Raw genomic sequence first — 16,169 nt, 5'->3', positions numbered from 1 at the left:
TCCCCGCACAAAACGGAAACTCGGGCTTAAAAGAAAGGGGAGAACCATGCTCCATGAACGTTCTTCCGACCTGGCCATCGCGGCCAAGGTCGAAATGCCGATTGAGGAGTTTCCGGCTGCCCCGGCGCCCGACTTCGACAGATATGCCAGGATAGCGGTCGTTCACGACTGGTGCCCAAATTTCCGGGGCGGCGAGCGAGTTCTGGCGCAAATCTGCAAGCAGCTTCCCAATGCAGAGGTATTCACACTTTTCGATTTCCTCCCGGCCGAGGTGAAGGAGCAATACTTCCGCGACGTGGAATTTCATGCCTCTCCGGCCAACCGGATCCCTCTGGTGCGGAAATTCTACCGGTCTCTCTTCTTCTTTTGCCCGTTTCTGATCGAGCAGTTCGACGTGACCGGCTATGACGCTGTGATCTCGTCGTCGGCCGCATTTTCTCGTGGCGTGATCACAAGGCCTGATCAGCCGCATCTGTGTTATGTGCACAGCCCTGTCCGCTATGCTTGGGACGAGCAATTCTCGTATCTTGAGCAGGGCAAGCTCGGTTTCGGTCCGAAGGGAATACTCTACCGCTATATGCTGCACCGTCTGAGGACCTGGGATACGAGAACCGCGCACGGTCCAGACCTGATGCTGGCGAATTCCAACTATGTCCGTTCTCGGATCCGCCACATCTACGGACGTGACGCAAAGGTTGTTTTCCCGCCGGTCCCGCTGAAGGAACTGCCCTGTGTCGAGGACAAGGACGATTACTACGTCTCGGCGTCCTTCCTGGCCCCCTACAAGCGCACCGACCTCGTGATCAGGGCCTTCAACGAGATGCCGTCGCGACGGCTGGTCATAGTGGGCGAAGGACAGCAATCGGCCAGCCTGCGGGCGCTGGCAGGTCCTAACGTCACATTCTCGGGATTCCTTCCTCGCAGGGACTATATCGATACGCTTGCCCGAGCGAAGGCGATGGTCTTTGCGGGTTGCGAGGACTTCGGCATCGCGCTCGCCGAGGCGCAGGCCTGCGGGACGCCGCTGATCGCTTTCGGGAGAGGCGGCGCGGTCGATATTGCACGCAGCCTGGGGTCAAATTCCGAGCCGACGGGGGTGCTGTTCAAGGCTCAGACCATCGATCACCTCAAGGAAGCGGTCAAACGGTTCGAGGAAAACAGCCACCTCATCACCCCGCGGGCCTGCGCTCGGAACGCGCAGCGCTTTTCCGAAGAGAATTTCGACCGCGCCATGCTGGACTCGATCGGAGCGGTCCAGGCACTTCACACGATCACGTGAGTTCACGTAACCTGACTATCCTGGTCTCTGGATCGATACCGTCGGCAAGAGCCATCGCCTGCAGGTAGCGCAAGGCGCTCGCTCTCCAGCTATATGCCAAGGCTCGGGCTTTTCCCTTCCTCATGAACTGCACGCGTAGCGCCTTGGAATTGCGCAGCCCCATGAAACGGTCGAACCACGCCTGCGGGTCGTTGGCAGCGGCATAAAGAGCTGCGTTCCTACAGACCTCGGGCAGGCTGGCGCGTTCGGACACGACGACCGGACAGCCCAGCGCCATTGCCTCGACAACCGGAAGACCAAAGCCTTCAGTTAGCGAAGGAAAGGCCAGGCAAAGCGAGTCCATCAGCAAAGCAGCCAACTCGTTGTCGGAAATGCGTCCGAGCCAATGGATATTTTGGGCTTCAGCTCTGGCTGATCCCGTTTTGAAAATGTCCGAATCCGACATGCCGACGACCGCGATCTTCAGTCCGGCCTTGCCAAGGCGCTCGGCCATATCGAGAATGAGCTTCACATTCTTGTGAGGTGCGGCGCCGCCGATCATGACGATTGTTTCACGCGAGGCCGCCAATCGTGTCGCCGCCGAATGTTCAGGCTTCCATCGGAGGACATGTTCATGACCGTTGGGGGCAACGAAGGCCCTCTGCTCCGCAACGATGCCCAGCCGAACCAGCTCGCCTAGCGAAAAATTGGAAACGGTCGAAATGCTGCATGCAGTCTTGCCGAGGCAGGGTAGCAGCGCTTTGTAGGAGGTCCTGAAGCGAAGTGAATAGCTCTGTGGGGCATTCCAGACATTTGCATCATGAATGCAGACAATGTGCTTGCGCGACAGAAGCGGGCCGGTATTGCACAGGCTGAGGAGCCCGCCACCCCGAAGAGAGGCGGCTAGCCGGGTCTGCTCCCATAGGTGCCCACCCCTGCTGCCTATCTCGCAACGTTCGATGGAATTGATCGCGATGTCTGAGCTGCCAGGTGGGCAGTGAAGCCTGAGTTCCAGCCCACGGGTGAGCGGCGCCTGCTCGGCGAACAGGGCATCCAGCGCACGCACGATCTCTCCGGCATAACGCTGGACGCCCGTTGTCGGTTGGGAAAGGAAACGCCCGTTGATCGTCCACTGCCGTGCCATGTCACCCTCTCCATGTCCCTAGTTTGAAACCGTCAGCGCGTGGGGTCACCACAGCCGTTGGGTCGTGCGGACGCGCGCAGCATCATCCAGGCAGGCGAGGGCGAGCGTTGGAGCTACCTCAAACGTTTGAGGGTCGCTGCGGTTCAGAGAGTGTTAGTCTGGATGTTGGGGCGGCAAGGCGGGGGACGTGATGATCGGCAAATCTGAGTTCGATGCGGCGCCGGCGGTGCAATCGGGGAATTTGAACGGACACAGCGTTGCCGCCGTGGTGGCAAGATCGCTTCCCCGAGGCTCGCAGTACCTGATTGGCCATCCGGGCCGGACATTGGCGGACTTAGTGCCGCCAAAGCGCCGGTGGACGATAAACGGTGATTTCACCACGCTTCGACGCAATGGGATAGCGCGTTATGCCCACGAGGTGACGATGGCTCTCGACGCCCTTATTTCCGAAGGGCATCCCTTGGGTCGCGACCTTGAGATCGATCTCGTGGTGCCGCGCCAGCCTGCCGAGCCTCTTCATCTGAAGGCAATCGCGGTGCGGGTCGTCCCCGAATTCAACAGGCCTCGACTTCCCCAGTTCTGGGTACAGGCGCAGTTGCCCTGGCATGTGCCGGGAGGGTTGGTGAGCTTTTGCAACCTCGCACCGGTCGTGCTGAGACGCCAGATCGCATGCATCCACGACATGCATACAAGGTTGATGCCGTCGAGCTACGGGCGAGGGTTCCGTTGGGCTCACCGCCTGATCCTTCCGCTGCTGGGCAGGCGGGCTGCACGGATCACTACGGTTTCGCAACTCTCCCGCAGTCATTTGGTCGCGTTCGGCATAGCGCGCGAGGAGAACATTGTCGTTACCTACAACGGCAGCGACCATGCTAAGAAGTGGGACGCGACGATATCATCCTTGGCTGTCAATCGGGGCAGGCCATATGTCGTTTGCCTCGGCCGGCGGGATCAAGAATACAAGAACATGGGGCTTCTCGCTAAGCTCGCATCGTTTCTAGATGAGATGGGCCTCGATCTGTGGATGCCGGGTGACATCGACGAAACCACGGTCTTGCGGCACGTCCCGAAAATGCCGGCGAACATCATCCTTCTTGGGCGCATAAGCGATCACGACTTCAAAAAGGCGCTTGAAGGCGCCCTCTGCTTCCTGTTTCCATCACGGATCGAAGGCTTTGGGTTGCCCGCTATCGAGGCTATGGCGTCGGGTTGCCCGGTCATAGCCTCGACTTCGCCCTGTTTGCCTGAAATCTGCGGAGATTCCGCACTCTATGCCGATCCGGACGACGTCCAATCATGGATCGAAAACGTTCGCCAGCTAGCGGTCGACCCAGATATGCGCAAGCGAATGGTTGGCAAGGGCCATACCAGGGCGAGCAGCTATTCCTGGCGCTGGATCGCTTGGAAATATCTCGAGCTTATGATCCAGGTCGACGCCGATTTCGGGGAAGTCTACGGGTAATTGACCGCGAGCGCAGTTACCCCGTTGGTTAGCGCACATCGCAATCAATTTGAGTCATCCTCGGCAGTCACCCCCCGCTCATCCGGGTGCTGAATCGGGGCAGCGGCACTCCAATGGTCATGCCGCTTGATGGCTAGGTTGTAGCCTCCAAAGGAGGTAACGCGAAGCTTCCCATATCCATTTTGACCAATTGCTCCCGTGTCCCGCAGTTCCGACAATCCCAATATTGATCGTCGTGCAGGGAGGCATGATCGCCATGTCGTTTCGTTTCGCAGCCGCGACTGCTTTGTTGCTGATAGCATCGGCGCCCGCATCCGCCGATTTGCTCTGGGGCGTGAACGGCCATCCGGTGATTTCCTACCCGGATGTTCCGATCGAAAAACAACTCGATTTCGTCAAGAACCTCGGTCTCAAATCATACCGGGTCAACATCACCGCCGCAGATCAAGGAGATACCCTTGCTCGGGTCGTGAAGGCCGGTAAAGAAAGAGGGATCGAAATACTCCCCGTGATCACGCCGGGACTGGACCTGGACAAGCACGATCCGGAAGAACTCTATAGTCAGGCCCGGCAATTGGCGGTCGTCCTTGGGGGCAGGTTCAAGAACGATATCCGCGTTTGGGAACTCGGCAATGAGATGGAAATCTATGCCATCATAAAGCCCTGCGAGAAACGCGATGACGGATCACAATATCCATGCAGCTGGGGGCCTGCAGGTGGAACCGGAGCGCTCGACTACTACGGTCCGCGTTGGGTGAAGGTGAGCGCTGCCCTCAAGGGCCTGTCCGACGGCATGACAGCAGTTGACCCGAGCATCAAAAAGGCAATGGGTACGGCTGGATGGGGCCATACCGGCGCCTTCGCGCGGATGAAACAGGACGGAATCGCCTGGGACATCTCGGTCTGGCACATGTACGGGGAAGATCCGGAATGGGCTTTCCACGAGATTTCCGCCTACGGCAAACCCATCTGGGTCACCGAATTCAACAACCCCTACGGAAGTCAGCACAGCGAGCGGCAGCAGGCCAACGGCGTCAAACAGGCAATGACACGGCTTCGCGAACTCCAGGATACGTACAAAGTCGAAGCGGCGCACATCTACGAGTTGCTGGATGAGACCTACTGGGCGCCGAGCTTCGAAGCCAATATGGGGCTGGTTCGACTTAGCAAGAACAACAACGGCAAATGGATAGCCGGTGAACCAAAGCCTGCCTACATGGCTGTTCGCGACATTACCCGTGGCCCGCAGCCCTTGCCCAAGCCACACCGAGATTGCGCCCCTGAAGCAAAGTTTGCCGGCCGGTTCACCTATGTCCATCAGATAAATTTTGCCTATTGCCTCGTCCTTGGCCATGATGGCGATGCCGCAGGGTTGGATCGGTGGTCGCCAGCCCTCGAGAACGGAGACGCCACGCTCACTGCCGTGATCATGGAAATGTTCCGCTCCGACGAATTCGAGGCCAAATATGCCACGATTGGCCTTACCGACCGAGCCTATATCGGCTTTCTTTACCTGATGCTGCTGGATCGCCCCGCAGACAGTTACGGCATCGAAACCTATTCCCGTCAGTTGCGGGCAGGATCAATGACGCGTGATAGCATTGCCCTTGGCATCGTCAGCTCGAGCGAATTCAAGTCCCGACATGCTGCCCTGCGCAACGCCTCGGATGTGCCCGCGCCCTACTAAGCAGGACAAGACGCTGGTTATGGCGGCGGCATTTGCAAGTCCATTGCTCCGCCTCCCGCCACAAAAAGCGCCGGCAAGTCGATTGCCGCGATCGACATGCCAGGCCGAGATCATCAGACAGATGCATCACGTCGCGGACTTGGACCCGAAATTGCTTGTTGCGGTGGCCGCGACACACGCATTGTTACTATTGGAACCGATGTGTACCGCTCTTTAGACGGTCGGCCAGGCGTGCACGAAGCCCCGAGGGAACGATATTCGTCCATAGGTGCAATCATTGGCAGCCTTTTTGGTAATCGCGGAATCTTGAGTGACATGGAGGATTTTCGTTGAGGCTGGAGTGTCCTGCACCCAGCAGAGCCTCGTCCTGGCAAAACTATCATTTGCAGCATCGGGCATGACAACTGATTCCAGGTGGTTCCCACCCACCGCCAAGGGGAGGAAAACCATCGGTGCGCCGAGGGTTGACCTCGGCGCACCGCCTGAAACCACTCACTCTTGCGCGAGAGCGCCTTCCCCGAAAAGATCGTTGACCTTATAGGCGACTTCCGTCCTATTCGTCGCCTTCAGTTTTTTCATGATATTTCGGATGTGCACCTTCACCGTGCTTTCGCGCAGGTTCAATTCGTAGGCTATGATCTTGTTCGCCTTGCCGCGCCGAAGCGCCTGAGCCACTTCAGCTTGCCGATGCGTGAACATAGTCGTCAACGGACGCGTGTCGCGGCTGCCTGAATCGATCAGATGGCGCATGGACAAAACGCTGCTGGCCGGTACAAAGATGCCGCCAGCCGCTGCAAGATTGACGGCTTCGACACAGACATCAATACCAACTGAAGTCGGGATGTACCCACGTGCACCGCATTCAAGCGCTGTTAGTATTTGCCCGAGATCATCTGTGTCAGACAAAATTATTACCGGAACAGAGCTGAACTCTGAAGAGATTAATCTAATCTCATCTGCAATGCCGCGGTCGGCTAATTTACGCCCGCCAAGGTTGAATAGAATGGCAGCCAGAGAAGGGTAAGACTCCTTCTTTATGCGCCATTCTTCGATCGCACCCATGGCGGCAATGGCCATACCGAGATCATGGTCTTTAAGGGCTGATGCCAGACATTCCCGGTCCAGGGCCCTTCCGTCCAGGATAAGTAGGCACTCTTTGTCGGCTTGTTCGTTACCCCTTCCCGTACTGTTCAAAGCAGCTTCTCGTTGACTTGCCGAATCGAAACTATGCAGTCCGATTGCAGAAACCATACTAGTACCCCAACTTTGCCTATACACAAAGCGACCCTCTGGCGGTCGCCATAACCCCCTCACAATTCCTGGATTTTTTGAAGTGTTCTACCCGTGAAGGCTTAGCCGGATCTCTCCAGCTTAGACGCTCATCATTTCCCCCTATGCCACCTGGAATTGTGTAGATTATGCTATACAAGCGGGTGCTAATCTAAGTTAATTTTCGGTGAACTTTTTTCTCACGTCATAGAACTCGCTGATGCGCGGCCAACAGGGGCTGGTCGACACGCTCACTTCATTGAATAACAGTTCGAGATTGGCAGAGCTGTCATGCTCATCCGATAGGCGGAAGCTGGGCAGACACTCCTCGGTGGCAAACTACCCCAAAGGCTTCGTTGACGAGATACGTTGCCAAGACGAACATGGATTTGCCGGCGTCTGCCCGGGCTTACGCGGTCTGTCTGCGGATATAGCGAAGACAGGATAGGGGAGCCACTCGCCCGCCCCAGTGGCTCCCCTATCGTTTTATGGGAGCGGCGCGCCGGGACAGCAAACAAGAATCCGCCTGCCAGCTTGGCTGGCAGGCGGATAGATGCTCCTGGACTTAACGCTTGGACCTCAGGCGTTTCCCTGGGGATCCGTCTCACTCAGACACCGCCCACCCCTTGCATCGCTGGAGGTCACGGTTTCGAAGGCATCGATCAACTTCTTGGCGGCTTTGTTGGCAACGTGGGATTCGGGATACTGGGCGGTCACAGCCCGCGCCCGTTCGTAAATCTCCCTGAGTTGCATCATCTGCTTAGGGCCAAATGGGCCATGTATAACACGGGCGGTCATACCGCTTATCCTCCTCATGGAACTCTCGAGAACCCACCCCGTCACCAAGAGCACCCAATAATCTCCAACTTAACACGTCATTTCACGATTGTAAGCACAACCTGCCCGCTGGCCTGTGTATAAGAGTGACGTTTCGCGCCGTCGAGGCGTTCTTTAGGGTGCGTTTGCCAATTATCCGTTTGCAGGAAGGGGTAGGCCGGAATCGGAACGGCCGGCGGGTCGAAGGGTCCCGGACGTGTCGGCCTATGCCGCGCTTTGCTTCTCCAGCTGCAGGCAACCAACACGACATTTGGGCACCAGGCTGGCAGCCATTTTATCAGGCTCACGGGCAAAATAACTTTGCGCCGTGGGATCTGCCGCTGCTCGGGGCTACGGCTTCCTGCGGAAAGCAGGACTACGCCGTTTGGCTCTCTTGCCCAAGCTATGCACCTGTCGAATGATGCACTCATCGGATAGCGTCTATCGAACGCTAGAATGACCAACAGGGAGAGAGGCTCAGTCAGCAATGCAGGTTTCTCTGCCGGGTCTTCTGGTGTGCGCGGCCATTCTGATCATTGCATACTATTCCCGAGGAATGCTGATAGTTGGGCTGATTGCTTCCCAGGCATTCGGCGCTACCGCCGTTATGACCCTGACTTTTTTGGGTGGGTCTTCTCCGCTCATCTACACCATGTTCGAGGCTCTGCTCGTCGCTGCCGTCGCTGCCAGACGACATATATGGATCGACTTAGGAAAGGTGTTTGGGAGCATCCGCGCGGTCTGGGTTCTTGCGGGCGCTATGGTTTACGCAGTTATTGGAGCGTGGCTGTTTCCAAGGTTCTTCGCCGGGCAGACGGCTGTCTTTGTCCAGTCGAAAATCCGCGGCACCGTCGTGGAAGCTTCGCTGGCTCCGGTTTCAGGCAATACCTCTCAGACAGGCTATTTCATTCTCGGTGGGCTCACGACCATCGCGCTTTGCACCCTGTTGCTGCACTCTGACAGGATAGACCAGCTACGCCGTGGGTTCTTTTTGTGGTGCGGCCTGCATGCTGGCATGGGGCTGATTGATTTCGTCAGCAAAAATGCCGGCGTGGGCGACGTACTCGCCCCGATCAGAACCGCCAACTATGCGATCATAAGTGACGCCTACGAGGCCGGTTTCGCACGCATCACAGGACCTTTTTCCGAGGCCTCTTCGTTTGCCGGCGCCTCCCTGGCCTGCTTGGCATTCTCCTATACATACTGGAGAATGACCAGGTCCCGTCTCGCCCAGTGGCTGTCGGCCATCCTGCTTTTCCTGACCATCCTGTCGACGTCCTCGACCGCCTATGTTGGTCTCACTCTGCTGTGCATTCCGGTCGCCCTCTCAATGTTGGCATCAGTTCTCAGGGGACGAGTCGAGCGGGAGGAGATATTGATAACCGTCCTGATGGTGCTGGGCGTGGCCCTTGTTATGGGCGTGAGCCTCTACCGGGCCGACGCGCTGGATCCCTTCGTCAGGCTCATCAACAGCACCATCATCAACAAGGCAGCTTCCGCCTCGGGCAACGAGCGCACCTATTGGAACCTCAAGAGCCTGCAGTCGTTCGTTGACACCAGTGGCCTTGGCGTGGGCTTCGGCAGTTCCAGGGCATCGAGCTGGCCGATCGCGGTTCTGTCCCAGCTTGGCTTCTTTGGGTCTCTGATGATGGCCATGCTGCTCGGTGTCCTGACCAGGGGATTGGGCGGGGTACAACAATGGGTGACGCCTGAGACGGCTGCAGTCGCAATGAGCATCAGGAACGCCGCCTTCGCCGCCATAATTGCCAACTCGGTGTCAGGCGGCAGCGCTGACCCAGGCCCCATCTTCTGCATCGCAATCGCCGTCGTCTCCGCCACCAGGGTCAGCGCCTTACGCATGGCAGCAGGATTTGAAAGACACAATCGCTATCAGGCGGCACAGCCCATGCCTGCTATCGATGCCGCTTAGGCGACCGGAACGCTACGCGACGCCCAGTGCCACTCGAGTTGTTTTGCCAGCGATGCCGGAAAATTGGACTACTGCTTTCGTAGCCATTCACTGCTTCGCCGACTCCTTGTGATATTTGCGCGATCTCAGCAGCCGTATGCAGTGCCATGTGTCTTTGGCTCTAGGACGAGCTGATAAATGTAGGCTTGCGTTGGCAGCGGGCAATTTGCGATTGTGATATCGCGAGGCCTGCCCTTTTGGCAGCTACTCCAGAGGCGAGGTGCCCACGCCTCACCGAAACGTCCGGCCTGCTTTATCCGCCCAGCAGCAGGCTTCGCCAGCCCTGCAGGAAGCGCTGTTTAGAAGCGCGCGAGGCAACGTCCCGCAGTTCGCGGCTGGCCTGTGCCTTTTCGCTCGAACTGCGTGAAAGCGCTTGCCGCATCGCCTGTCCGATTGCAGTCGTGTCGTGTGGAGGAACTTGCACGCAGACTCCTTCCACCGCTTCCACCAATGCACTTCTCTCGGAGACGATCGGTAAGAGGCCCATATGGGCCGCCTCCAAGGCGGGCATTCCAAACCCTTCCAGAAGGCTCGGCAGAACGAATGCCTCAGCGTTCGCGTAGAGCCATCGCAACTGGCTGTCCGGCACATATCCCGGCAGCACCGTCCCTGGTATCGATTTCGCAAGATCGATGATCTTCTCGCGGCCGTCGCCTCGCGAGCCGCAAAGCACGTATTTGATACCTTGCTTGTAGAACCCGCCGTTTCGATATGCCTCAAGCGCCGTGATCTGGTTCTTGCGTGTTTCAAAGGCGCCGACAGTCAAGAAGAATGGCCCTTTGACAGCAGGAAGGGATTCCAGGGCTCCATCAAACAGGCCCGTACGCACGTACAGCGGAATGGTGATCAGGAATCGGAAATTTGACCCATAGATGGAGACGAAATTATCCTTCGACCAATCGCTGACGAAAACAATCCCGGGCCTGTGTCTGCGGATTTTTTCATATGCGACACGGTAATTCTCAACGGTTCCAGGGTCATAGAGGAAGCTGTGGCTCAAAGGGCCGACGTCATGGCAGAGCACGACATCTTTTTCAGCCAGCTCTGACCTCAGCACAAAGAGCGGATCGAGAAAAACCCGGCTGTAGCCATCAGCGGCTTTGCTGCCGATCAAGCAATATCGGCTATCCTTAAGCCAATTGATTTCCAGCATCATCAGCCTTGCCGCGATCTTGCGCGCCAGCCCTCCGGGAGCCACCGCGCCAAGTCTCCAATATCGAACCCGTGCGTGCTGTGGTACGAACTCCTGGCAAAGGTCCTTTGCGATATGCCAAGCACCAGTCCGGTTCAATATCGATAACGAGTTTTCAAAGAGTGGACGACCAACGGCGAGAGCCCCGAAGGGTTCGGAACAAGTCGATCCAACTCTTCCCGCCGCCCTCCGTGGACCTTGCCGCTTTTCAATATCCAACGACCGTTCTCCAGATAGGGGTATCGAACCCATTGACGGCATTCATCCAATGCCACGGAAAAAATCGTCGTAAGTTTCAGTATGGTCGTGAAAAGGTATCGGGTAGTGGCTTTTTGTCAACGGAACCAGAGGACAAGAGGCTCCTTTAAAGGAGCAAGTTGGGTCTAACCTTATTGATAATAGTTGCCGCAGCGGGAATTCAGCCCAGCAGACTCCGAGCGTTCTTGCGCTCGCGATCATCCGCAGGCATCAGGCTGACTGTGCGTCATCGCTGGCGGCGCGCTATCACATCTGTTGCCGTGCTGGCCCATGTGGGTGGTACCGTCTCAGATGTGCTCGCGCGCGCCGATACGGCCACTCGGCGCCAGGGATGAGGGCAGGGATGAGGTGCACTCCTTTCCCTGCCTTCAGCATCGCGAAAGTCGTAAGCCCAGCCAGATAAGCATACACTGAAAGGCAGCGGCGCGGACGGCCCCAAAATCGAGACCTTCATCGTGGTCGAACACGGAGGCTGTCGGCCTTCTTCGACATCCTCGATCCGAGCCCGCGTCCATTCAGCTCCGATGCAGACTGCGCCAGGCTGCCGGCCTCAGCGCGATAAGGCACGATCTGTAAGTCGGCGATAGAGCGCTCTGCCGCCCCCGGCTCCTTCCATCATTCAAAAACAACTTAGATGGATGGGTGTTTGGTGTGGATAAGCCTTCAACGGTCATTGGTCCCGCGAGGCAGGCCGAGCACTCTTGCCGTATGAAGGCGGAGTACGTTGAACTAGTCTTACTGGAGCAATCTCTTGCCAACGCTGGCGGGATGACCCGTCCGTTTTTCGATCGAGTGAGTGATGTCGCCGAGAAAACGGACGGTTCCATCCTGTTCGATGTTCGCGTCGATGGCGACATGCGAATCCAGAGGTTGGCGGCAATTGGGTATGGTGCAAATGGCACCGTCGCAATCATTATGGACAAGCAAGGGCAACTTAGCTCCGCTCCGATCGACGGCGACGAGGACAAAATTGTCGAACTAACCGTGTGGTGTTCTCTGCCGATGGCTGAGCAAGCCCGCGTTAGCTACACGGGCGCCATCGCGCTTTTGCTTACGAAGCTTCGTCAGGCGGGATTCCTTGAATGAAATGGCCGCTCAAAGGGCCGCCGTTCAGCAAATCGAGCAGAGATGGTATGGGGAAGCGACTCGCCTTTTGGGCCACTGTGAAAGGCGCTCATGTCAGCAACGTGGGGTTGCATTTAGTCTCCGCTGGGTTGCGCATGGTGCGGGTAGAAACGGTCCAGGTGGGCGTCAGTATGGATGCCTTTGTGGCGGGCGGGCATGACTCCGTATCTTACAAGAGCAATCCGATGTTCTGAGAACCTCTTCGAGCGAACCTTTAATCCAGGCGAGTTGACTGCTTTGCGCCCAATCTCGTTCGTTTCCGCGCAGCTTGGCCGCCTGTCAAAAGCGGACCTTGCTCGAGAAGACCAAGGGCGCGATTTGCGGCAGAAGCAGACGTCGCAGGCTGGTGGCGGCGCAAAGACGCGGGCTAGGCGCTGCAATCATGCGCTTGTCACGTAAGAGTGCCTGCTGACAAGCGACGGGCACCTTGGGAAGGATGCCGCTCAAACTCTTAGGGGAATGTTCATTGGGGAAGAAAGCCGACATGCAGAGTTCAGTCGAAATCGACCTCGCTGGATTCGGAACTGACGTCACCGAATCCTGCTGCGTGACGAGAAAGCCTGATCTGATCACCGTACCCTATGCGTTTTACAGGAAGGCCGAGCTTGGCGCCGTCAGCACGGTCACCCAGGCGCGCATTGCGGACCAGAACTCGACGGCACGACCCAGTTGATCGGCAACCAGATGAAGGAAAACGGAGCACGGATATATGACCGCCAGGGGGGCAATTGGCTTCCGCACCAAACCTAGAATCCGCTGGATTCTCATTCGTGGCTGACATGCGTTTGGCGCGCTCGCACTATGCGGGTCTCAACCCGGGGCGAGTTCGGCAAGTTCGTCGGCCGCTTCACTAATACCGAGTGCTGCTGCGCGCTCAAGCCATAGGCGACCGGCTGCCGGGTCGCGCTCCCCAGCGATACCCCTTGAGAAATAACGCCCGAGCATGAGTTGGGCTTGGCCGTGCCCACGTCCAGCAGCGGCGGAGTACCATTTCTGCGCCGCCGTTTGGCTGACCCGCACGCCCTGGCCAGTTCCATACATCGCGCCAAGTGCAAACATCGCTCCGGCGTGACCGTCGAGCGCGGCCCGCTCGAACAGCTGCATAGCAACCTTTGGCTCACGCGCGCCACCGCGGCCATTGAGCAGCATCTCGGCAAGCGCCACCTGGGCGTCGAGCAGGCCGGCATTGGCCGCCCGAGCAAACCAGAGGCGGGCCTGCGATAGGTCGGTCACCACGCCGCGTCCATCTTGCAGGAGACGGGCGTACATATATTGCGCCTCTGCGACCCCTTCAGCCGCGCGCCTTAGCCATTGCGCCGCTTGGCCCTCGTCCTGGCGGACGCCAACTCCATTGGCGAAGCAGAGCCCAAGATTGAACGCGGCGATCAGGTCCCCCGATGAAGCGGCTGCTTCGAACCATCCGGCAACGCTTGCACGATCATCCGGCTCGCCGGCTCCTTCGAGAACAAGATTGGCGAGATCGACCTGTGCTGCCTGATTGCCGCCAAGTGCAGCGGCGCGTAGCCAGCGTGCCCCTTCTTCGAGATCCTGAGCCACGCCGTTGCCCGTCAAATAAAGCGAGGCCAAAGCGCGGGCGGCGGCCTGATGGCCCGCTTCGGCCGCCCGCCGATACCAGTTTGCGGATTCTGCAAAATCCGGCCGCTGCGTCTTCACATAGCGGTCGCCAAGGAGATAGGCAGCCTCAATATTGCCCGCCAACGCAGCGCGCCGCATCCACGCCTCTCCAGCAGATATGTCCTGGTCGACAAATGCACCATCAATCAATGCCAGTCCCAACCGGAACTGGGCGGAGGGAAGGCCTATTTCTGCAGCAGCCTGATAGAGTTGAACGGCTGCGTCCATGTCGCGTACGACGCCGAGCCCGTGCTCGGTAAGGACCGCGAGAAGGTAGATTGCGGTCGGCAGACCGGCGTCGGCGGCGCGTCTTACCTCGTTTGCAATCCTGACCCTGTTTTCACGTTTGCCACTACGGGCGAGCGACAGGGCAAAGCCGAGACACCCCTCGGCGCAGCCGGCAGAAGCCGACTTCTCGTACCATCGGTGCGCCGCATCTGCATTGCGCATTGCTTTGGGACCGCTGGTAAGTATATAGCCGAGGATCGCCTGTCCGGTGGCCGAGCCCGCCTCAGCCGCCTTGGTGGCAAAATCGAACGCCGCTGTGAAGTCCGGTTTGCCCGAGGAATCCGCCATGAACAATTGGTCGGATTCGGAGCCCTTGCCGTCGCCTTCCTTAGCCACCAGCCCGGTCAGGTAGAGAGCAGCGAGCAGCGCTTGCGCATCGGCGCTCCCGTGGTTGGCTGCCCGCAGCAGCCATCGCGCCCCTTCCATACGGCTTGGCGGCACACCCGAGCCTTCGAGATAGCAACGCGCGACCCGGTATTCGGCCTCGACGATCCCCGCGCGCGCCGCGGTCGCCATCAGCGGAAAGGCTTCTGCGGGCTTGCCGCTGTCAGAGAGCTGGATCGCTCGGCGCAACGCTGCCGGCGGGGAGGCCAAGACAGTCAGCCGATCCAGGATTGTCATCGATCCGAGCCTCCGAAAACACCCTGCGCTATGGCTCCCGCATGGCTTCCTGGCCGATCGGGAGCATCACACCGAGAATATATTTGAGCACTGTGCGGCGGCCGACCTTAACATCGGCGGTCACCGGCATGCCAGGGCTCACGGTGAAACCGGCAGGCACGCCGTGGAGGGCGACTTGGTCGATGGAAATCCGCGTGCGATAGAACGGTTCGGCGTCCGAAGGCAGCATGGCCAGTGAGCTGTTCGGATCGCGCGCCTGATCCTGCGCAGAGAAGGAATCAGGGCTGAGCGTCCGCACGGTGCCATGAGCAAGGCCGTATTGCGAATAGGGGAAGGTATCGAACTTGATGACCACCGGGTCGCCGATATGCACAAAGCCGCTGCTGCGGCCGACGATGTTTGTCTCGATTTCAAGCTGCGCGTTGGCCGGCACCAGCGTAATCAAGCGCTCGCCGGACTGCAGGACCGAACCGACCGAGACCTTGGCCACGGATTGAACGATCGCGTCTGCTTCGCTCTTCAGCTCGACCAATTGCTTACGCAGCTTTGCCTTGTTGTGAAGTTCACGGGCGTCCGACATGCGCGAACTGGCTTCGGATAGGCTCTGTGAAACATCCGCTCGCCAGCCCTGAATATAGCCGTCGCGCTCGGCGGCCACCGCCGCCTGCTGGAGCTTTGCGGCTTGCGCGGTCTGCTCGGCATTGCCGAGCGCCCGGGACATTTCCGCGCGATTATCTTCGGCGAGCAGCGTGTTGAGGCGGCTGCCCACCTGCCTTGCTTCGAGCTGCTTGCGCATCTCTTCGATCGAGCCCGCGACCGCGAGCCGCTGGCGGTAGCCATCTGCATCCGATAGCGACCGCGAGATTACGGAACTGAGTTCGTCGCGCTGCCGGTCGAAATTCTCGACCTTGGCGTCATAGACCGCCTTGCGGCGCTCAAAAATCGATGCCTGCAAGGTCCAGCTTGGGTCGAGACCGTCATAGTTGAAGGTCTGGCCGTCCGCTTCCGCTTTCAACCGCGCGACTTCAGCTTCAAGTGTCGAAACCTGCATCCCGAGCGACGCCAGATCGGCAGAAGCAAAAGTCGCATCGAGGCGAGCAAGCACTTGACCGGCCTGCACGTGCTGTCCCTCACGAACGTCGATCGAGCGCACGATCGCCGTCTCCAGCGGCTGCACGACCATATTGGGCGATTTTGACACCACGAGTCCTCTGGCCGTTACAACCTGATCGACCGGTATCAGTCCGGCCACGGCGATCAGCGCGATGACCAAGCTCGCGATGATCCAGACGATGCGCCGCGCCGCCTGCGGAATAGGAGCATTGGCGACAGCCGTCGACGGCCACTGGAATTCGAGTATGGCTGGCGTCGTCAGATCCCTCGTTTCCATCCGATGTCGCCGAGAGGGGAGGGTGATGAGAGAGGTGCTACTCATGGGTTACCGG

The 16,169-nt window shown here is 58.6% G+C and carries 12 protein-coding genes; 7 read left to right on the top strand and 5 right to left on the bottom strand.

Features of this window, described 5'->3' with window-relative positions; all coding sequences use genetic code 11:
- The first annotated feature begins 46 nt into the window (after window positions 1-46).
- Window positions 47-1,279 carry a glycosyltransferase gene (locus tag ACYG9R_RS28475; protein ID WP_023825221.1) on the top strand — a complete coding sequence of 411 codons (1,233 nt, stop codon included), beginning with the start codon at window positions 47-49 and terminating at the stop codon, window positions 1,277-1,279.
- On the opposite strand, the gene ACYG9R_RS28470 is transcribed toward ACYG9R_RS28475, so the two are convergent.
- A complete protein-coding gene (locus ACYG9R_RS28470; RefSeq protein ID WP_023825222.1) occupies window positions 1,272-2,402 on the bottom strand; it encodes a glycosyltransferase family 4 protein in 1,131 nt (376 codons plus the stop codon). The genes ACYG9R_RS28475 and ACYG9R_RS28470 overlap by 8 nt on opposite strands.
- A gap of 190 nt (window positions 2,403-2,592) precedes the next feature.
- Here ACYG9R_RS28470 and ACYG9R_RS28465 point away from each other — a divergent pair, with 190 nt between their 5' ends.
- Together ACYG9R_RS28465 and ACYG9R_RS28460 are read left to right on the top strand one after the other, a co-directional pair.
- Window positions 2,593-3,864, top strand: a complete 1,272-nt coding sequence (locus tag ACYG9R_RS28465) for a glycosyltransferase family 4 protein (RefSeq protein ID WP_023825223.1) — start codon at window positions 2,593-2,595, stop codon at window positions 3,862-3,864.
- Window positions 3,865-4,111: 247 nt separating this feature from the next.
- Window positions 4,112-5,551 carry a DUF4214 domain-containing protein gene (locus ACYG9R_RS28460; protein WP_460221865.1) on the top strand — a complete coding sequence of 480 codons (1,440 nt, stop codon included), beginning with the start codon at window positions 4,112-4,114 and terminating at the stop codon, window positions 5,549-5,551.
- A 492-nt stretch (window positions 5,552-6,043) separates the two neighbouring features.
- On the opposite strand, the gene ACYG9R_RS28455 is transcribed toward ACYG9R_RS28460, so the two are convergent.
- Window positions 6,044-6,802, bottom strand: coding sequence for a response regulator transcription factor (locus tag ACYG9R_RS28455; protein ID WP_352446911.1), 759 nt, complete (start codon window positions 6,800-6,802; stop codon window positions 6,044-6,046).
- A gap of 1,321 nt (window positions 6,803-8,123) precedes the next feature.
- Here ACYG9R_RS28455 and ACYG9R_RS28450 point away from each other — a divergent pair.
- The gene (locus tag ACYG9R_RS28450) at window positions 8,124-9,566 is read left to right on the top strand and encodes a hypothetical protein (protein ID WP_023715468.1); all 1,443 of its coding nucleotides are present in this window, start codon (window positions 8,124-8,126) and stop codon (window positions 9,564-9,566) included.
- 292 nt (window positions 9,567-9,858) lie between these two features.
- Here the strand turns inward: ACYG9R_RS28450 and ACYG9R_RS28445 are convergent, their stop codons facing one another.
- A complete protein-coding gene (locus tag ACYG9R_RS28445; protein WP_023825228.1) occupies window positions 9,859-10,761 on the bottom strand; it encodes a glycosyltransferase in 903 nt (300 codons plus the stop codon).
- Between the two features lie 945 nt (window positions 10,762-11,706).
- Between ACYG9R_RS28445 and ACYG9R_RS28440 the strand changes: the two genes are divergently transcribed.
- The 3 genes from ACYG9R_RS28440 (at window position 11,707) to ACYG9R_RS28430 (ending at window position 12,853) form a co-directional block, all read left to right on the top strand.
- Window positions 11,707-12,141 (top strand): hypothetical protein, encoded by a 435-nt coding sequence (locus ACYG9R_RS28440; RefSeq protein WP_245260159.1) that lies wholly within the window; start codon window positions 11,707-11,709, stop codon window positions 12,139-12,141.
- The gene (locus tag ACYG9R_RS28435) at window positions 12,138-12,374 is read left to right on the top strand and encodes a hypothetical protein (RefSeq protein WP_023825229.1); all 237 of its coding nucleotides are present in this window, start codon (window positions 12,138-12,140) and stop codon (window positions 12,372-12,374) included. The genes ACYG9R_RS28440 and ACYG9R_RS28435 overlap by 4 nt, the downstream gene beginning before the upstream one ends.
- Window positions 12,375-12,664: 290 nt before the next feature.
- On the top strand, window positions 12,665-12,853 hold the full coding sequence (locus tag ACYG9R_RS28430) for a hypothetical protein (protein ID WP_023825231.1): 189 nt from the start codon (window positions 12,665-12,667) through the stop codon (window positions 12,851-12,853).
- Between the two features lie 137 nt (window positions 12,854-12,990).
- Here ACYG9R_RS28430 and ACYG9R_RS28425 read toward each other — a convergent pair whose 3' ends face one another.
- Window positions 12,991-14,724: a tetratricopeptide repeat protein gene (locus tag ACYG9R_RS28425; RefSeq protein WP_023825232.1), complete on the bottom strand. Its 1,734-nt coding sequence runs from the start codon at window positions 14,722-14,724 to the stop codon at window positions 12,991-12,993.
- A 28-nt stretch (window positions 14,725-14,752) separates the two neighbouring features.
- A complete protein-coding gene (locus tag ACYG9R_RS28420; RefSeq protein WP_023825233.1) occupies window positions 14,753-16,114 on the bottom strand; it encodes an HlyD family type I secretion periplasmic adaptor subunit in 1,362 nt (453 codons plus the stop codon).
- Window positions 16,115-16,169 lie beyond the last annotated feature (55 nt).

Source organism: Mesorhizobium sp. RSR565B, assembly GCF_054719465.1.
This window is presented reverse-complemented; position numbering and strand designations above follow the sequence as displayed.